The organism is Bacillus sp. OTU530 (assembly GCF_038440375.1).
In genome coordinates this window covers 218,862-237,926 of the sequence record NZ_JASATP010000002.1, presented here as the reverse complement: position 1 = coordinate 237,926, position 19,065 = coordinate 218,862, and the positions used below count along the sequence as shown (strand labels likewise).

The following is a 19,065-nucleotide window of genomic DNA, read 5'->3' as shown; positions in this document are numbered from 1 at the left end:
AATAAGCCTTAAGCAATTTGTACATGTGCTAAAGGCTTATTTCTTAAAGTGTGAAACAAAAACTGCCCCGCCTTAAATAAACGGAGTGGCTCTTGGTAAAATATAATTTTCTAGTTTACAGCTGGAGCATACGTCACAGCCTGGCTTCCCATTTGTACCCAAGCAGCTTCAAATTCTGCTTTTGATACTTTCGTGCCTGCCTGTTCAGCAAGCGGATCGTTCATATATACATAGTCTTGATCGTAGCCAGTAACTAGCACACTATGCTCACGATAGGTAATTTGGACAGGACCAGAAGCAGTTTGCCATGTATGAAGCTCACTCTCATCCAATGTGCTAAAGGTAGAGTTCGTAATCACAAGTACCGGAGTACCGGCTTGTAATGCTTCATACACACTCTCTATGCTAAGCCCGCTTAAATCCTTGATTCTCCCTGGCAAATATTGCTCTGCTAAACTGGCGATAGGACCATGATACACTCCATAGCCATTCTCCGAGAACGTATATATATTTCCTACAAATCCATCATTCGGGTTTCCTCGTATACCGTTACTTAAAAACGGGACTTTTGTAATCGCTGCAGCCAAGGCCATTTTATCAATTTGGACTCCCGCATATTGCAGCATCATAGCCAAGCTCGTTACTTCGCAGCCGCGTGCTAGCTCAGGCATTTGTTGAATAAATGGAACGTTCTGTAATAACACTGTCTCCTGCTGCAATGCAGCACTTTGCATTTCTACTGGCTGTGGAGTAGCAGCAGCTTCTATTGTAGTAGCACCCGCGTTATTTTCAGCTTGCTGTTCCTCCTCTTTTTGTCCACTCTCTTTCTCATCAGTATTCTCTATAATCGCCACTGTATTGCCAGAAAAGTTGAGGTCATACACAGTACGTATATATACTATAAAAAGAATTGCAACTGCAAGAACATAAATAGGCCATCTCGTTCGTCTGTTCATATGTTCTTCTCCCACTCTCCCAACTGTCTATTTCTCAACATACAAACCTTAGCATGCTAGGATGAAAGTATAGTGAAATTGAACGAATCACCATCTACTTGCTAATGCTTGAAGTGAACCTTCTGTTGGAACATGATAAAAGGGTATGAAGTAAGAAGCAGAATAATTCTCCTAAAGCATTGAAGAGTTGTCATATTTCACAATCTTCACATACCATTTAAAGTTTCTTCATAAAATGATTATCTTCCTTTTTTATGGAAAATGATAAAAATTTAGAATAGAACTGACTGCACAAAAGAATTTACATACAAAAGGTATATAATATGAAAGAATAAAAACATTTGTTAGGAGCATGCATATGAAAAAACGCTTATATGTCCCATTGCTGCTTACTGCTTCTCTAGCCCTCAGCGGTTGCGGCACAAAAGAAGAGGCTCAGGAAAAAAAGGAAGCAACTGAACATACCCATGCCCATGGAGTCACTGGTGATATAACAGAAATAACAAAGAATGCCGATACACTTCCATCATTTCTTTCCTCACAGTCGGAGCAGGTGCAGCAAATCTATCATATAGCTGCTCAAAACCATGAACTCCTAAGCTGGATCCCATGCTATTGCGGCTGCGGAGATAGCGTTGGGCATAAAAGCAATAAAAACTGCTTTATCCGGGAGATAAGAGAGACAGGGGAAATTGTCTGGGACTCACATGCAACAACATGTGTAAATTGCCTAGAAATCGCCTTGGAGTCCGCTTCCTTAAAACAAAAAGGAAAGTCAACAATAGAAATTCGCAATTATATTGATACAAAATATAAAGAAGGATTTGCAAAGCCAACTCCGACACCAATGCCGCAATAAAGAAAACTCGCCGTGATTGGCGAGTTTTCTTAAAAGTGTCAACCAAAAAACACCGCTCTGTCATACAAAGCAGTGTGCTTTATCCATTGAATTGCGGCGTTATAATCCGCTCTGGATGTGTATAAATATTTAATGCTTGATTGCGAATGAAGCCAACAGCGGTAATCCCAAGCTCTTCCGCTAAACGCAGCGCTAGCTCAGTTGGCGCCGATTTAGAAAGAACAATACCACACTTAATTTTTGCCACCTTCAGCAGCACTTCAGAGGAAATACGCCCGCTAAATACAATCACTTTATCTTCTAACGAGATAGCGTGTTTCAGACAATATCCATATATTTTATCAAGTGCATTATGTCGGCCGATATCTGTTCTTGCGACAATGATCCCATTACTATCACATAAAGCAGCATTATGAACACCACCTGTATCCTGAAAAATAGTTGATGACGTCTGCATCATCTGCATCAGCCGAAAGCAATCCTCAACAGAAATCCTTGCAGCGGTCTTCTGAATTGGCTTCACCGTCCTTGCATCATTGTAAAAATAAAAACTTTGGCGGCTTTTTCCGCAGCAGGATGTGACATATCGTTTAGAATGAAACATCTCATTTAGCTTATTTACTTGATGCGTAGTTACAAATGCTTTCCCCGTCGTTTCAATCACCTGCAGTTCCTTTATATCCTCATAACGGCTGATAACACCTTCTGATGCTAAAAAACCGATGACAAGCTCCTCAATATGCTCTGGACTGCAAACTAACGTCGCAAATTCCTGTTCATTTAAGATAATCGTAATCGGATATTCCGTTACAATTAAGTCCTCTATAACTTGCAGCGTTCCATTTTCATACCGCAATACTTGATTGGTAACTTGCATTTGCTGATCCACAGCGCTCTTCTCCCTCATCTATTTATTTTCCTTTTGACTCAATGGATTGCTCGAACACGAAGACAGTCATAGCGATATCTTCATCAATATTAATATCAGAAAACATCCGCAGCACCTTCGCCCCCATTAATGCTTCAAATTTGTTTACTACCTCATCTTTTTTATAAATTTGCTTTACCATCTTTGTACGAGCTTCGTGTACCATTTGCTTCCCTTGCTCCGAGCTGATCATAAACTTTTCAACGTTCGTCAAATTCCCCTTCATCTCGCTAATCGCCCAACTACCAACAAAACGGGTGCTAATTTCCTTCGGTCCGTTTCCGACAAACTCCTTCCGTACCTCCCTAACGAGCATGCTGAATTGGTGTTCTAAGTTTTTCGACATCGTCTTCCTCCCCTATCTTTCGAAATAGTTGTCGTTAAGGTAAGGAAACCCATTTGTACGACAACGGACAAATGGATTTCCTCTCTTCACTATTCCTTTAATCCCTCACCGATACCTTTTAGTAGGTTCAACCCGAAGCCAATCGCCCGATTTATATCAGGATCCTTCAATACCTTCATTAAGTCCAATATACCAACCTTTTCACCCGATTGAAGCCCCTGCTCTGCCTTTTGTAAACCATTCGCTACACTCGTCATCAGCTTTTGTGTCATCTCGGGATCAATGGCTGTTAATGCTCCACCCGCGGCCATTGCATTGTTAATCATGTTCGTCACAGGCGGGCGCGTTAACTGTCCTACCGCAATTTTTGCTACACTCTCCTTTGCCTTTACAAGACTGCCTAACGCTTCAAGAATACCGCTATCATGTAATTCTTGCAGCAAATGGAGTGTTTCAAGCAATGAATCTTTATTTTGTGCAACCTCAGAAAGAAGATTCTCCAAGGATTGCACTTTTTTTTGTTCTTCCGTAAGCTCGGTTTTCTTAATAGTTTGAATTGGCTGTGCCATTATGCATTCCTCCTGTCATAGAAACCAGGTTGTACATGTTCGTTCATGCTTGCGATGGCAACATAGTCGCCGCGCTCCCATTTACGGTAGATCTCAAGACCCATTTGCGGCGTACGAGTTGCATTACGCGGATTAAATTTCGGAAGCGGATTTTCTCCCTCTAATTCAAGAATCTCCATACGAACCTTCGCTTGCTTATAAGCAGGTGTATGTGTCACAACATCTACTGCACCGCCTGTTAATAGGTTAACCGCGCTTTCGTGGCTAGAGGAGTGCATTGGCACGTATACTGTTTTACCTTCTACCCGATCTGTTACAAGAACCGGCAATCGAATTGCACCGTATGGCGATACAAGGCGTACAAGCGTTCCATTCTTCACGCCGCGCTCTTTTGCAAGCTCAGGTGATACTTCAACAAATACTCTCGGAAACTTATATTGTAGTCCTTCTGCTTTATGCGTCATGTTTCCTTCATGGAAGTGCTCAAGCAGACGTCCGTTATCAAGTGACAGGTCGAACTCTTCTGGGAATTCTACCGGCGGCACATAGTCAAACAATCCGAAGCGGGCCTTCTTGTCAGGGAAGTTAAAGCCGTTCATGTGCAGAACTGGTGTGTTTGTTCCGTCTGGTGAGCCCCATAGGAAGCTGTTCCAGCCCTCAAGCACATCATAGTTACAATGTGTGAAGAACGGTGTTAAGCTTGCCATTTCAGCAAAGATTTCACTTGGATGCTCATAGCTCCAGTGGAAGCCCATGCGATTTGCTACCTGCTGAAGAATCCACCAATCTGGCTTGCTGCTGCCAGTAACCTCTAACGCTTTGTATAGACGCTGTACGCGGCGTTCTGTATTTGTAAATGTTCCGTCTTTTTCAAGTGACGGCGCACCCGGCAGGATGACATCAGCAAATTGAGCAGTTGTTGATAAGAAGATTTCTTGTACAACAAGGAAATCAAGCTTAGAAAGCATATCTTGTGTATGATTAGAATCAGCATCTACCCATGCCATATCTTCACCGACAATGTACATTCCTTTCAATTTGCCTTTGTCAATTGCCTCAAGCATTTCAATGTTGTCAAGTCCCGGCTGTGCAGGAAGTGTTACGCCGTAAGCCTTCTCGAATTTCGCGCGAAGTTCATCATTAGCAACCGGCTGATATCCAGGGAAGATGTTTGGCATAGTCCCCATGTCAGCTGCGCCCTGTACATTGTTATGTCCGCGAAGCGGAAACGCACCTGCATTTTTGCGCATCATATTTCCTGTTGCAAGAAGAAGGTTTGCAATTGCAACAGATGTATGAGAGCCGGCAATGTTTTGGGTAACACCCATCCCCCAGCAAATTGCAGTGCCATCAGCATCACGAATCATTTCAGCCATTTGGATTAATGCTGCTTGAGAAATACCCGTAATCTTCTCTGCTTCTTCAAGCGTATAAGGAGATACCATCTTTAAGAATTCATCGTATTGGTTGACATGCTTTTGGATAAATGCTTCATCGTGCCAGCCTTGGTCGATCATATATTTTGTAACTGCAGAAAGCCATACATAATCCGTTCCTTGCTTTGGACGAACGAACAAATCAGCACGGTCTGCCATTTCATGTCTGCGCACGTCAACTGTAATCAATTTTTGTCCATAAAGCTTGTGCGCGCGCTTAATGCGTGATGCGATAACAGGATGTCCTTCTGCTGGAGCACATCCTACTAAGATAACAAGTCCTGCGCCCATGATGTCATAAACTGTGCCAGAGTCGCCGCCGATGCCGCCTGTTTGCTGCAAGCCCCAAGAAGCAGGGGATTGGCAATAACGGGAGCAGTTGTCAACGTTATTTGTTCCAAATACTTGACGAGATAGCTTTTGAACTAAATAGTTTTCTTCATTTGTGATTTTAGAAGATGAGATAAAGCCAAGTGCATCGCTTCCGTACGTATCTCTAATGCCACCTAGCTTTGTTGCAACAAGATCGATTGCCTCTTCCCATGTTGCTTCTACAAATACATCGCCTTTACGAATTAACGGTGTTGTAATACGTTCTGATGAATTTACGTAATCCCAGCCGAACTTTCCTTTTACACATGTAGATACACTATTGACAGGTGCATGTTCAGAAGGTTCAATTTTAAGAATTTGGTGGTCTTTTGTCCAAACCTCAAAGGTGCAGCCTACACCGCAGAAGGTACAAACTGTTTTTGTCTTTTTTGTGCGTGTATCGCGCATTGCTGCCTCAACCTCAGACACTGCAAAGATTGTTTGATAATCCGGTTCTACCTCTTTTACAAGATCGATCATAGGATTGAGTAAATCCTCTTTAATTCCTGTCATAAACCCAGCATTTCCAAGCATGGATTTTTCCATTAATGCATTACAAGGACACACTGTTACACACTGTCCGCAAGAAACACAGGAGGATTCGTTAATACTTTTTCCTCCATCCCATAAAACACGTGGCTGGCTGCTCTCCCAGTTAATCGTCAATGTTTCATTTACTTGCAAGTCTTGACATGTTTCAACGCAGCGACCACACAAAATACATTGATCTGGATCATAACGATAAAACGGATGAGACATATCTACTTCATAGCCCTTAGAACGATGCGGACGTGTTTGATGTTCTACCCCCATCATTTCAGCCGTATTATGCACACGGCAATTACCGTTGTTATTATCACAAACTGTACAATACAATAAATGATTTTCTAAAATCCGATCCATTGCTTCTTCTTGCGCTTTCTTTGCAAGCTCAGAAGCTGTTAAAATATTCATGCCAGCCTCTACAACAGTAGAACACGCACGCATAATGCTGCCATTTACTTCACACATACATGTATCGCAGCTTTGAACCGGACCAAGAATCTCTGAATAACAAATATGTGGGTGTTGTATCTCCTGAGAAAGCAGATAATCTAAAATACGTGTTCCTTGTTCTACTTCATGTGCTGCTCCATTAATAAGAACATTCACTTTTTCCGACAATATAAGTCCCCCCTATAAATAAAAAACCCCCATAAAACAGTTGCCATACCTAAATGGCACAAACCGTTTCATGGGGGGAGAATATCTGAGCATATTAAATACTAGCGATCATTCCCGCCATATCATGTGTGAGGAGAGCAGGATGTCACAGCAATACATATTACTTGACCTCAATGCATCCTTCACATTTTTGTTAACTCTATTAATAAATATACCACATTTTTTAAATTTTTGTGAACAAAAACCAGTTATAACCAGAAAACTTTTCTATCCAAAGCATCTCTCTTTACGCAGAGAATTATTTAACGTAAATAGATTCAGCTACATTGCCTTTTTTAATTTTTTATTCGGTGCAGAAGCAACGTTTTCGATTGCATCCTTTTATTTTTTGTGAATATTGTGTGACTATCTTTTAGCTTGTAAAATTTCCGACTACGTCGAATTCGCTTCTAGATGGAAATCTATACTTTCTTAAAGTTTAAAAACACTGCTCTCTTCTTTAGAGCAGTGCCATTCTTCCAACCCTCTCTTGAATGAATAGGAGGAATATTTATACCGGATGCCTTTTTATTTTAGCAGGTGAAGGGCGTACACTACCAGCCTTCCCTTCCTTCGATTTATTTTCGTTTGGTTTGATAAAGAGCATCACTAAAGCTGCCCCAGCTAATCCGAGTAAACCGGACACATAGAAAATTTTAGAATCCGAGCCCTTCATCAGGAAAGCATAAATCGGAGGTCCAGCTGCGACTCCAACAAATCTCATTGAGCTGTATAAGGAAGTAACCGTCCCGCGCTCCTCCTTTTCAATTCCTTCTGTGATCATGGCATCTAAGCTTGGTAAAGAAAGCCCAATTCCAATTCCCGCTATTACGAGTGTAGCTACCAGCATATAAATACTATGGAAAAACAAAGGAATTACAAATGCTCCTCCCAGCATTGCAAATCCAATAAGTGTACACCGCTTCATTGTCTTCTTTTGGTCACCAATTTTCTTCCCTGTAATATAGGAACATAACGATAGTGCTGTGAGCGGAATAGCAAGAACAACACCTTTCCAAATGCCATCAACACTATATTTTTCCTCTAACAATGTAGACAGGTAAAATTGAACGCCAAATAAGACAAACATAATAATCGCACCTAGTATGAAAATTGCGAGCAGCCATCTTTCCTTTTGACGAATTGTTTCCATCACAGTGTGGACAAATTCTTTAACAGGTACCTTCTTTGGCTCTTGTTTAGGCGGTTTAACGAGAAACGCAATAAGCAGAATAGCAGCTGCACATAGGATTGGAATAAACCAAAACGGGAGAAACCAAACTACGGCTGCAAGTATAGATCCTAGAATTGGACTTAATACCTTCCCAAAGGTATTGGATGTTTCAATCATCCCTAGTCCGCAGCTCACGTCTTTTTCATCCTTAAATATGTCACCAACGCACGGCATGACAACTGGCATAGCACCAGCCGAACCAATTCCCTGTACAACGCGTCCCGCCAAAATCCACCAGTAAGGGTTCTCAAGTTTCCATGAAGCCCAGCCAGTGATCACTCCCCCAATTCCAGCTAGAATCAAACTAGGGATAATCACTTTCTTTCTCCCCCATCGGTCAGATAAATAACCTGCTACAGGGATAAGAAAAATAGCAAAGATGGAGTACACCGTAATAATCATTGAAACCTGAAACGCAGTAATATCGAGCTTTCTTTCAATGACCGGAAGAACAGGAATAAGCATCGAATTCCCTAAAGTCATGACAAGAGGTACAGATGAAAGTGCCCATAGACAATATTTTTGTTTTTTCTGCATAACATTCTCCAGCCTTTATAATGTACAAAACGAAATACACTGCTTATTACCAGGGGGAAAGCAAGATATCCTTGAATAGCTTGTTCCGGATTCCCCCTAAAAATCCCTACAGTTCTGATCACAATATATAATGATGTGAAGCATCCCTCACATAATTAAGCTACCCCTCCTATTGCATTTTTACCCGTCTCAATCCTTTGTATATATAAGGTAAAGACAATTCGCCAATTGGCGAAGATAGCTACGGAGTTGCACTTATACTTTATTCCTAAAATTTCTCACTACGTCGAATGATCCTACAGCTGGAAATTTATACCCTCTTAAAGTATAAAAAAAGCATACACGTAAATGTGTATGCTTCTTCCTTTTACTATGCCTGTTCTTGTACTGGTTTCTTCCAGAAGCCAACGATTAATGCTGTTACAATAGAACCGACTAAGATTGCTAACAAGTATAAGAATGGGTTTCCTTTTACAACTGGGATAACGAAAACACCGCCGTGTGGTGCAGGAAGACCGATATGGAACATCATTGTCAATGCACCTGCAACTGCAGAACCAATGACAGCAGCTGGAATTACACGACCTGGGTCAGCTGCTGCAAATGGAATTGCACCTTCCGTAATAAAAGATAGACCCATAACATAGTTAGTTTTTCCTGCTTCGCGCTCTGCTTTTGTAAATTTGTTTTTGAAGAATGTTGTTGCAATTGCAAGTCCTAATGGAGGAACCATACCACCAGCCATGATTGCTGCATGCGGAGCAAAGTTTCCTGCCGCGATTGCTGCAATACCGAATGTATAAGCTGCTTTGTTGATTGGGCCACCCATATCAATTGCCATCATACCGCCAAGAATAATGCCAAGTAATACTAAGTTTCCAGTTCCAAGACCATTTAACCAATCTGTTAAGCCTGTATTTAAAGCTTTTACTGGGCCGATAATAACATAAAGCATAATTGCGCCAGTGATAAAAATACCAAATAATGGATATAATAATACTGGTTTAATACCTTCTAATGATTGCGGTAAACTGCTGAATACTTTTTTCAATAGAACTACTACGTAACCTGCTAAGAAACCTGCAATCAAACCACCTAAGAAGCCTGCGCCGCCGCTTGCAGCTAATACCCCACCAACCATACCAGGAGCAAAACCAGGACGATCGGCAATACTCATTGCAATAAATCCTGCTAAAACTGGAACTAAAAGACCAAATGCACCGCTGCCGCCACCGATATCCATTAATAATTTTGCAAATGGATGGAACGCAGGGTCTTTTGGATCAAATGCTTTAATACCAAACATGAAACTAATTGCGATTAAGATACCGCCGCCCACAACAAACGGAAGCATGCTGGATACACCGCTCATTAAATGCTTATAGAAGCCTGCACGCTCAGTTTTCGCTGCGCCGCCGCCTTGATTAGAGCCACTGCTTTTATAAATAGGAGCATCCTGCTTCACCGCACGATCAAGCAGCTCTTGCGGCTTACGGATACCTTGTGCAACCGGAACTTGAATAACGTGCTTACCATCGAAGCGGTTCATTTCAACTTGTTTATCAGCAGCTACGATAATAGCAGTTGCTTCCTGAATTTCCTGTGCTGTTAGTGCGTTTTTCACACCGCTGGAACCATTTGTTTCAACTTTAAGATCAATGCCCATTTCTTTTGCTTTTGCTTTTAAAGCATCAGCAGCCATATATGTGTGTGCAATTCCTGTTGGGCAAGCTGTTACAGCTAATACCTTTTGGCCAGAACCAGAAGAAACTGTTTCTTCCTCTGCTGCTTCGCTCTCTTGCTCGTCAATTGCTGCTAATACATCATTTATTGTTGCAGCGTTCTCAATTTTGCTGCGGAATGCAGGGTTCATCAGCATAGAGGATAAACGCGATAATGTTTCTAAGTGTGCGTTGTTTGCCCCTTCTGGCGCAGCAATCATGAAGAACAAGTGGCTTGGTTGGCCATCTAATGCCTCGTAATCAACGCCTTCCTTAGAACGTCCGAATGCGATTGCTGGTACTTTTACTGCACTTGTTTTTGCATGAGGAATTGCAATTCCTTCACCAATACCTGTTGTGCTTTGTGCTTCACGCGCCAAGATCGCTTCCTTAAATTTTGCTTTATCTGTTAATTTTCCAGCTTCATTCAGCTTATTTACAAGCTCATCGATTGCTGCTGCTTTCGTTTTCGCCTGCAGATTCAAAATTACTGTGCTGCTCGTTAAAAGCTCTGTAATCTTCATGTGAATCCCCCTTTATACTTGAGTAATCGTGATTTCCGGTAATAGTTTTTCTACCTCTTCTTTTGTGCATAAGTCGCTTGAGAAAGCTGTAGCGCTGCCGCTTGCCACACCATATCGGAAGCATTCCTCCAAAGCCTTTCCTTTTGTGTATGCTGCTAAAAATCCACCGATCGTAGAATCTCCGGCTCCTACCGAGTTCTTGACTGTTCCTTTTGGCGCATTTGCGTATAAAATTTTATGATTTGTAATTAAAAGTGCACCTGCTCCCGCCATGGATACAATCACATTCTGGATACCTGATTCCACAAGTCTTTTTGCATATGCAATCGACTCTTCCTTACTTGTGATCGTAGTTTCAAACAGTTCTCCTAGCTCATGATGATTAGGCTTTATAAGAAACAGCTTTTCTTCAATGATTTCCTGCAAAGCTGGCCCACTCGTGTCCGCTACAATCTTTACTCCACGCGCTCTTGCTGCTGCCGCTAATGTTTTGTAGAAATCTGCCGGAACAGAAGATGGAAGACTTCCCGCTAATACGAAGATATCTCCCTCGTTCATAGCTTCCACTTTCTGCAATAATTCATTAATCTGTTCTATTTCAATAGTTGGACCTTGTCCATTAATTTCTGTCTCATCTCCGGACTTTAGTTTCACATTAATACGTGTAGTTCCATTTGCTTTTACAAAATCATGATTTACTAGTTCTTTACTTAATTCTTCGCGAATGAATTCGCCAGTAAATCCGCCGATAAATCCAAGAGCTGTATTTTCAACCCCTAAGCGCTTCAATACCCTTGAAACGTTAATCCCTTTGCCTCCTGGATATTGCTCTGTACGTTTTGCACGGTTTAAATCTCCTAACTGGATAGAATCCAGTTCGACAATGTAGTCTATGGAAGGATTTAGTGTACATGTATAAATCATTTTTTCACAACCTCTATAAATGTTTTCTCTTTATATAGTTTCCACAGTTCTTCATCACATTCACTTGTGATGATAGCTGCTTCATGCAAATCCGCAATTTTGGAGAATGTGCTTTCGTTCCATTTCGTATGATCAGCCAACATATAAGCCTGCTGTGAAAGCTGAATAGCCAAACGCTTTACGAATGCCTCTTCAGGGTCTGGTGTTGTATAACCATAAGTAAGATGAATGCCATTTACACCAATAAAGCTTTTATCAAAGCTGTACTGTTCCATCCCCATCACAGCACCTCGTCCTACTAACGCGCGTGTTCTTTGTTTGACAAAGCCGCCCGTCAAATAGGTAGGAATGCTATTCTCCAGCAACGCCTCCAGATGGGTGATACCATTTGTAACGACAACCACATCTTTGGCTTCTATATAAGGAATCATTTGCAAGGTTGTTGTACCTGCATCTAAAAAGATGCAATCACCATCTCGAATTAAACTCGCTGCATGCTTAGCAATCTCTAATTTTTCTTGCAAATTCTTTGTCGATTTCTCAGACACACTAGGTTCTTCCCTTTTCTGCTGAAGCAGTGCAGCGCCACCATGAACGCGTTTGAGCTTCCTTTGGCTTTCAAGCTGACTTAAATCCCTTCGAATTGTCGATTCAGATGAAGAAGTCACATCTACAAACTCCTGCAGCTTAACAACTTCTTGCTTCTCCAACAAATCGAGGATGATACGATGTCTTTCTGCTGTCAGCACGTTCTCACCCCCTAAGTAAACCATTTATTGTTTACGCTTTCATCATACACTATAAATAAATCAAAATCAATCATAAACGTTCAAAAACAACCAATTTTTTTTAAAGAAAATATCGAATTTTATCTAAAAATGTCAAACGAGAGCAAAAATAATCATAAATAACCATTTCCCAGATGTTTTATTAAAGAAAACTCGCCGATTGGCAAGTCCTACTCTTGGGCGAAGGCAGCGGCGTAAGTTGCACTTACACTTTCCCTCTAAAATTTCCTGCTTCGCTGAATTTTCTCCCGTCTGGAAATTTACACCTTATAAAAATGTAAAAACTCTCCAACTGAATTGTTGGAGAGTTTATGTCCTACCATATTGTTGTATCGTAACTATCGAGCTCCGTTTACTTCACAGGGATTCGAACGATAAATGTACTTCCTTCGTTTAACTTGCTTGTTACATGAATTGTTCCTTGATGGGCATCCACAATCCATTTTGCAATGGATAATCCGAGTCCGTGTCCGCCCATTTGCCTTGCGCGCGATTTATCGACTCGATAAAAGCGATCAAATACCTTGTCACAATCCTCTGGCGGAATCCCTACTCCTGTATCCCGAACCTGCATAATAAACATTTTATTTTGCTCCGTTCCTTCCGTAGATAAGCTTAATTGTACCAAACCATTATTTGGCGTGTATTTAATCGCGTTATCCAACAAAATGTAAAGCAGCTGCTTCAATTTTTCCAAGTCTGCATATAGATGGATATCAGAAAACGCATGAAATTGAAGATTGATATTTTTAGCAGCAGCAATCGGCTCTAATGATTTAACAATCGTGTCGGCATGTGTACGAAACTCCAGCGAATCCCGACGTACTTCTAGCGTACCTGAATCCGATCGCGCCAATGTAAGCAAATCACCAATTAGGTTGGCCATTCGTTTTACTTCATCCTTCATATTTCCTAAAACATTACGGGAAAACGGATCTTCTTCAATTGTCTCCTCCATCTCCAATGTATCAATAGATGATAACAAAACACTTAAAGGCGTGCGCAACTCATGCGAAGCATCCGCCACAAACTCCCTTTGCCTTGCGAAAGCATTCGCAATTGGAATCATCGTTCGTTTTGATAAAAAATGACTAATAGCTAAAGCAACGATAAAAAATAAAAGACCAATTCCTCCAAGAACAAAGATGACCCACTGGAATATTTTTTGTTGCACCGATACATCTTTTCCAATATAAAGCCTTCCTACAACTTCATTTTCATAATAGACAGGACGCCCTACCATCATAATGTGCATCGTACGATTTTTCTCAAATTCGATATGTCGTTCTTTTCCTACTTCCGGAAGGTTTACCTTTACATCTGTATAGCGAACCTCTTCTTTGGACGGCTCCCAGTTTCGCAAGGTTTCCAGCAAATTGGACTGCATCCAACGTATCGACTCATCTCCGACCAAAACTTCATCATTTTTGCCTACTACATAATAAAACAACAGGCTGTCATTCGAAATAATCACATTCTCATCAACTGAACCAGGTCTTGAAGCTTTCTTCTTTTGAATAAATTCATCTTGAATAACATTAATCTCTCTTTTGGCCAGTTCTTTCATTTGCCTTTCTTGCTGTGTGAATATGATGTTATATAATAGTGCGTACACCACCGCAATGAATAGAACGAGAAACAGCACTAGAACCCCGCTGTATAGCAGTGTGAGGCGATTTTGGGTTTGGGAGAATACATCCTTTCCCGAAAGAAACTTTTGAAAATAGCTTTTAATCTTCAATTTTGTACCCCACCCCGCGGATGCTTTGAATTACATCCTGTTGTCCAAACACATCAAGCTTTTTTCTCAGCAATTTCACGGTAGCATCCACAATCTTCAATGATACATCCGCATCATATCCCCATACACGATCTAAAATGAGTTCACGAGGCAATACTTGTCCTTTATTCTGCACTAGCAAATCAAGCAAACCAAATTCACGAGGGCTAAGCAAGATTTCTTCTTCTCTCTGACGAATCACACGGTTTGTTCGATCCAACTCAAACGAACCAAGAGAAACACAGTCGCCTACAATCGGCACATACGCTCTACGCATTAACGCTCGAAGTCGTGCCAACAGCTCAGCAAGTTCAAATGGCTTTACTAAATAATCGTCAGCACCGGCATCCAACCCCTCTACACGATCCTCCACCGTATCCTTTGCCGTGAGCATTAAAATAGCCCCTGAATAACCGTCTTTACGTAAGCGACGACATACATCTGTACCATCTCCGCCCGGCATCATCCAATCTAAAATCAATATATCATAATGAGAAGATTTCGCGTAATCATAAGCATCTCCGCCCTCTTGCACCCAATCTACTTGATAGCCGCCTTTTTTCTTTAACATATGAACAACAAGTTCACCAAGACGCACATCATCTTCTGCCAAAAGTATATTCATCCAAAATCTCTCCTTTTTAGACGTACATTCTTTCATTATACTAACAAGTTTTAATGAAAAAAAGGTGAAAGACCTGTTATGCTTATACAGAATTGTCTAAAAAGAGGAGAAGAGTATCCTTAGAGTTGGAGGAATAGCGATCTAATCACTTTACGTTAAAGAAAACTCGCTGATTAGCGAGCTCTGCTCTTGGGCGAAGACAGAGACGTAAGTTATGCTTACAATGTATTCCCAAAATTTTTGACTACGTGGAATTCGCCTCTAACTGGACCTTATCCTTTCTTAACGTGAGAGTAACGGGCGTATCTGCTCCTTTCATTGCACATACACATTTCCATCCAGAAGCCACGGTACAAACTCTACATTTTTTGCTTGATCAGGAAACTGCTCTTTAATCGCCTTTGCAAGTTCCTCCGTACTGCTTCCCTCTTTGTAAATACCTAGTTGCTTGGCTACGCTCTTTATTTTCGTTTCTTGTACCTCATTGAAGAGCTGAAACAGTCCTTTTCCATACATTGAAACACCAAGTTCTTGTGCCTGCGCAATCATTTTTGCTTCAGACACTTCCTGTGCGATGGTCTCTAATTCTTTATTAGCTGTCTCAATTCCTAATGACTTAGCCTCGTTCATTATCCTCGTACGATACAACTCCTTAGCGTCAGCACTGGCATCACTATCTGCGGCAGCAACCCCGAATACTTCCTGTATCATTCTTTTCTCCGCTAATTCTTGTGTTAACGTAGAAACGGTTTTTCCTTCTGTAGAAATTCCTATCGCTTCTGCTTCCTGCTTCAGCTGCTTTGTATAAATTTCCTCAGACAGCTCCCCTGTTCCTTTCCCATCAGTTTCAATACCAAGACTTTCCGCTTCTGTTCGCAGTTCCTTATCCTGAATCTCCTTCTCTAAAATAAGAGCATCCTTTCCCTCCGTGCTAATTCCAAGTTTTGCTGCTTCTTCCTTTACTGCATCTTCATCTACAGTATGGGTATCCTCCATGTCCATTTCAACAGCCCGTGTATCTTCTTTCTGCTCAGTCAAACTGACATTCCCACCAGCACTTCCAAGTGTAAGAGCTGTACTTATAGCAAGCAGCAATCCTTTCATATTCATCGATCTCCTTTTCTAATCATGTTCTATCCCTGTTTATCTAACCCCCGCCATCCGGCGAAGACAGAGGCATAGTTGCCCTTATCCTGTATTCCTAACATTTCCGACTACGTCGAATTCGCTTCTAGCTAGACATTTATCCTTTCCTACAGTGTAAAAAATCGTTGTCTAGCAAAAGCAAGAAAACGAAGTAATGCACCGGCAAATACTTCGTTTTTCTTAGTTATCCATGTCGAAGCGCTTGAATTGGATGCAGCTTCGATGCTTTATTCGCTGGGAATACTCCAAAAATAACTCCCACAACAAGAGAGAATAAAAAGGCTAGCAGCATTACATTTGTAGAGTAAACAACTGTCATGCTTGCGGCAGCAGCGAGAATCTTTGTAATGAGAAGTCCTAATCCTACTCCGATTAAGCCTCCCATTGCGCTTAATACAACTGCTTCAATTAAAAACTGCAGCAAAATGTGCTTTCGCTTCGCACCAATTGCTTTTCGAATCCCAATTTCCTTCGTTCTCTCAGAAACGGATACGAGCATAATGTTCATAATGCCAATACCGCCTACTAACAAGGAGATACTTGCAATCCCTCCGAGCAGCAGCGTCATTGTGCCTGATACGGAGCTCATCGTATTCATAACATCCTGTTGATTCACTACACTGTAGCTGTCAGATTTATCAGGAAACAGATTCGCTAATAATCGATTTGTTTGCATTTGAGCGAATGTAAGTGTGTCTGCATCCGTTGCTTGTATATATACTGTTTGAATCGATGTACTTTGAGTCACACGCTGCGCCGTGCTAATCGGCATGATAATCGTAGAGTCTCCCGATTGGCCAAGCGAGCTGCCTTTTGACTCAAGAACACCGACAACCTTGTAGGATGTTCCATTTACCTTGATTGACTGCCCGACTGGTTCAGAAGCCCCGAACAGCGTTTGTGCTGTCGTTGCCCCAAGTACAACAATTTTCTGTCTGTACTCCACATCCATATCTGTTACAAAGCGTCCTTGGCTCACTGTCAGATCGCGAATCGTTTGATACGCCTCCGTTGTTCCTGTTAACGACACTTGTGTAGATGTTTTCCCATTTTTCACTGTTACACGCCCTGATACAGCTGGGGCAGCAGCTGAAACACCGTTTAGCCCCGCAAACTGATCTACATCATCTAACTTGAGCTTGACCTCATCTGTGCTAATAATATTGACAGTAAGTAAATTTGTTCCAAGACTATTAATTTGATCTGTTACTGATTTACTCGATCCCTGCCCAATCGCAACGAGTACAATTACAGAAGAAACACCAATAATAATACCGAGCATTGTAAGAAAGGCGCGCAGCTTATTGCTCTTGATACTGCGCATTGCCATTTTGATAGATTGTGTCAAACCCAAGTAACTCACCTCCAACCTCTGCTAGCCGCTTTTCTTCAAATAGCTGTCCATCTTGGATACGAACTCTGCGCTTTGCCTGCAGCGCAACCTCGGGGTCATGCGTAATTAATACAATCGTGTGGCCTTGTTCATTTAAATCCTGCATAACCTTCATAATTTCCTTGCTCGTTTTGCTATCTAATGCACCAGTCGGCTCATCGGCAAGCAAAATCGGCGGATTGCCAGCAAGCGCGCGGGCAATTGCCACACGCTGCTGCTGTCCTCCTGATAATTGTGTTGGTAAATGATGTGCACGATCACGCAAGCCAACCTTATCTAAACACTCATAAATTATATTTTGTCTTTCCTTCGTTGAAACACCGCGATATAAAAGCGGTAGCTCGACATTTTCAAACGCTGTAAGTTTTGTTAACAGGTTGAAGTTTTGAAAGATAAAGCCAATTTTGTTGTTTCGTACCTCGGCCAGTTGACTATCATTCATTTTCTCAACCTCTTCTCCGTCAAGAAAATAATGTCCTGAGTCAGGTCGGTCTAGGCAGCCAATCATATTCATAAATGTTGATTTTCCTGAACCGGACGGACCCATGATCGATACGAAATCACCCTTTTGAACCGTGAGTGACGCTTCATTTAGCGCCATCACGATCTCCCCACCTAGCTCATACTTTTTGATCATTTTTTCGATTCTAATAATAGGCTGTGTCACGTTATCTCGTTCCCCCCCCGTTTGTGCCTTGTTGTCTGTTAAATCCTCCCATGCCGCTACCCATATTACCGTTACCTCCAAAGCCGCCCATCATCATACCTTGGCCTTGCTGCGCATTTGTTGAAGAAGATGATTTAACTGCAGGCAATTGCACGGTTTCACCTTCTGTTAAGCCTTCTGTAATCTCCACATATGTGTCATTGCTAATACCTGTTTGCACTGTTTTTTGAGAAGCAGCTGCTTGTGCATTTGTATTACCAGATGATTCAGAAGCTGTCGTTGATGCTTCGCCCGTTAAAACAAATTTTTGATCTCCTCGTGTGCGTACTGCTTCAATTGGTACGTATAATACGCCGTCTTTGCTTTGTGTTAAAATGCTCGCTTCTGCTGTCATACCGATTTTCAAATTGTCAGATTTGTCTAGATGCACGGTTACATCAAATGTTGATACACCATTAGAAGCTGTTCCTTCATTCGCTACTGCTGTTACTGTTCCTGTATAGTCTGTATCCTCAAATGCACTTACGGCTACTGTTGCTGTTTGTCCAACTGCAACCTTAGAAATATCAAGCTCATCTACACCAACTACGACCTGTAAATCATTATAATTTGTAATATGTGCTACAACTTTTCCTTCTTGTACTTTGTCGCCGGCTGCCACATTTATAGCGGTAATCGTACCTGCTGCTGGAGCTGTAATTGGATCTGTATCACCTGTAAATGTGACAAGCTCTTGTCCCGCAGCTACTACATCTCCTGCAGATACAAGCACTTCATCAACTGTATCACTTGTCGCTGCTGTAATGTCTGCGTTTGTTACAGATTCAAGCGAACCAGAGCCGCTTACATGCACCTCCATTTTTCCTTTTTGTACAGTTGCTGTTGACGCTTGTACAGCTTGTACCGGTGTTGAACTTCCCTTTAAGAAGTACCACGTACCACCTCCGACTGCACCAACTAATAGAATGATAATAACAATCCACTTTTTCAAAATCCCTTCTCCCTTCTGTCCTTCACTTTTTTGTTTTATTGTTATTGCCTTGCTCACATATTTGCT

General features: G+C 41.6%; 16 protein-coding genes. 1 reads left to right on the top strand and 15 read right to left on the bottom strand.

All coding sequences use genetic code 11. The annotated features are described in order from the left end of the window. Positions 1–110: 110 nt before the first annotated feature. Entirely contained in the window at positions 111–956 is an 846-nt protein-coding gene (locus AAHB12_RS02405; protein ID WP_342044188.1) for a C39 family peptidase, read from the bottom strand. 358 nt (positions 957–1,314) lie between these two features. On the opposite strand from AAHB12_RS02405, the gene AAHB12_RS02400 reads away from it, so the two are divergent. Further along, positions 1,315–1,815, top strand: a complete 501-nt coding sequence (locus AAHB12_RS02400) for a PCYCGC motif-containing (lipo)protein (RefSeq protein ID WP_129728406.1) — start codon at positions 1,315–1,317, stop codon at positions 1,813–1,815. Positions 1,816–1,894: 79 nt separating this feature from the next. Here the strand turns inward: AAHB12_RS02400 and fdhD are convergent, their stop codons facing one another. From fdhD to AAHB12_RS02330, 14 genes are all read right to left on the bottom strand, one after another. Continuing rightward, positions 1,895–2,692: a formate dehydrogenase accessory sulfurtransferase FdhD gene (fdhD, locus tag AAHB12_RS02395; protein WP_342044210.1), complete on the bottom strand. Its 798-nt coding sequence runs from the start codon at positions 2,690–2,692 to the stop codon at positions 1,895–1,897. A 34-nt stretch (positions 2,693–2,726) separates the two neighbouring features. Continuing rightward, positions 2,727–3,089: a DUF2294 domain-containing protein gene (locus tag AAHB12_RS02390; protein WP_342044187.1), complete on the bottom strand. Its 363-nt coding sequence runs from the start codon at positions 3,087–3,089 to the stop codon at positions 2,727–2,729. An 89-nt stretch (positions 3,090–3,178) separates the two neighbouring features. Next, entirely contained in the window at positions 3,179–3,658 is a 480-nt protein-coding gene (locus tag AAHB12_RS02385; protein WP_129728409.1) for a DUF1641 domain-containing protein, read from the bottom strand. Then, positions 3,658–6,630, bottom strand: coding sequence for a formate dehydrogenase subunit alpha (gene fdhF / locus AAHB12_RS02380; protein ID WP_342044186.1), 2,973 nt, complete (start codon positions 6,628–6,630; stop codon positions 3,658–3,660). The genes AAHB12_RS02385 and fdhF overlap by 1 nt, the downstream gene beginning before the upstream one ends. Before the next feature lie 550 nt (positions 6,631–7,180). Further along, positions 7,181–8,440 carry an MFS transporter gene (locus tag AAHB12_RS02375; protein WP_342044185.1) on the bottom strand — a complete coding sequence of 420 codons (1,260 nt, stop codon included), beginning with the start codon at positions 8,438–8,440 and terminating at the stop codon, positions 7,181–7,183. Between the two features lie 370 nt (positions 8,441–8,810). Beyond that, positions 8,811–10,685 carry a PTS fructose transporter subunit IIABC gene (locus tag AAHB12_RS02370; RefSeq protein ID WP_129728412.1) on the bottom strand — a complete coding sequence of 625 codons (1,875 nt, stop codon included), beginning with the start codon at positions 10,683–10,685 and terminating at the stop codon, positions 8,811–8,813. Positions 10,686–10,697: 12 nt separating this feature from the next. Beyond that, positions 10,698–11,609, bottom strand: coding sequence for a 1-phosphofructokinase (gene pfkB / locus AAHB12_RS02365; protein ID WP_342044184.1), 912 nt, complete (start codon positions 11,607–11,609; stop codon positions 10,698–10,700). After that, the gene (locus AAHB12_RS02360; RefSeq protein ID WP_129728414.1) at positions 11,606–12,358 is read right to left on the bottom strand and encodes a DeoR/GlpR family DNA-binding transcription regulator; all 753 of its coding nucleotides are present in this window, start codon (positions 12,356–12,358) and stop codon (positions 11,606–11,608) included. Before AAHB12_RS02360 ends, pfkB begins: the two co-directional genes overlap by 4 nt. A gap of 391 nt (positions 12,359–12,749) precedes the next feature. Next, the gene (locus AAHB12_RS02355; protein ID WP_342044183.1) at positions 12,750–14,138 is read right to left on the bottom strand and encodes a sensor histidine kinase; all 1,389 of its coding nucleotides are present in this window, start codon (positions 14,136–14,138) and stop codon (positions 12,750–12,752) included. Further along, the gene (locus tag AAHB12_RS02350; protein WP_342044182.1) at positions 14,128–14,802 is read right to left on the bottom strand and encodes a response regulator transcription factor; all 675 of its coding nucleotides are present in this window, start codon (positions 14,800–14,802) and stop codon (positions 14,128–14,130) included. Before AAHB12_RS02350 ends, AAHB12_RS02355 begins: the two co-directional genes overlap by 11 nt. A gap of 315 nt (positions 14,803–15,117) precedes the next feature. Further along, positions 15,118–15,906, bottom strand: coding sequence for a hypothetical protein (locus AAHB12_RS02345; RefSeq protein WP_342044181.1), 789 nt, complete (start codon positions 15,904–15,906; stop codon positions 15,118–15,120). A 226-nt stretch (positions 15,907–16,132) separates the two neighbouring features. After that, positions 16,133–17,302 (bottom strand): ABC transporter permease, encoded by a 1,170-nt coding sequence (locus AAHB12_RS02340; protein ID WP_246040251.1) that lies wholly within the window; start codon positions 17,300–17,302, stop codon positions 16,133–16,135. Next, the gene (locus AAHB12_RS02335; RefSeq protein ID WP_129728502.1) at positions 17,250–18,008 is read right to left on the bottom strand and encodes an ATP-binding cassette domain-containing protein; all 759 of its coding nucleotides are present in this window, start codon (positions 18,006–18,008) and stop codon (positions 17,250–17,252) included. The genes AAHB12_RS02340 and AAHB12_RS02335 overlap by 53 nt, the downstream gene beginning before the upstream one ends. Position 18,009: 1 nt before the next feature. Further along, the gene (locus AAHB12_RS02330; protein WP_342044180.1) at positions 18,010–18,999 is read right to left on the bottom strand and encodes an HlyD family efflux transporter periplasmic adaptor subunit; all 990 of its coding nucleotides are present in this window, start codon (positions 18,997–18,999) and stop codon (positions 18,010–18,012) included. Positions 19,000–19,065: the final 66 nt, after the last annotated feature.

Bases quoted from the DNA above. Each gene is read 5' to 3' on its own strand.
- AAHB12_RS02405 (WP_342044188.1), bottom strand. From the start codon at position 956: ATGAACAGACGAACGAGATGGCCTATTTATGTTCTTGCAGTTGCAATT.
- AAHB12_RS02400 (WP_129728406.1), top strand. From the start codon at position 1,315: ATGAAAAAACGCTTATATGTCCCATTGCTGCTTACTGCTTCTCTAGCC.
- fdhD (WP_342044210.1), bottom strand. From the start codon at position 2,692: ATGCAAGTTACCAATCAAGTATTGCGGTATGAAAATGGAACGCTGCAA.
- AAHB12_RS02390 (WP_342044187.1), bottom strand. From the start codon at position 3,089: ATGTCGAAAAACTTAGAACACCAATTCAGCATGCTCGTTAGGGAGGTA.
- AAHB12_RS02385 (WP_129728409.1), bottom strand. From the start codon at position 3,658: ATGGCACAGCCAATTCAAACTATTAAGAAAACCGAGCTTACGGAAGAA.
- AAHB12_RS02375 (WP_342044185.1), bottom strand. From the start codon at position 8,440: ATGCAGAAAAAACAAAAATATTGTCTATGGGCACTTTCATCTGTACCT.
- AAHB12_RS02370 (WP_129728412.1), bottom strand. From the start codon at position 10,685: ATGAAGATTACAGAGCTTTTAACGAGCAGCACAGTAATTTTGAATCTG.
- pfkB (WP_342044184.1), bottom strand. From the start codon at position 11,609: ATGATTTATACATGTACACTAAATCCTTCCATAGACTACATTGTCGAA.
- AAHB12_RS02350 (WP_342044182.1), bottom strand. From the start codon at position 14,802: ATGAATATACTTTTGGCAGAAGATGATGTGCGTCTTGGTGAACTTGTT.
- AAHB12_RS02345 (WP_342044181.1), bottom strand. From the start codon at position 15,906: ATGAAAGGATTGCTGCTTGCTATAAGTACAGCTCTTACACTTGGAAGT.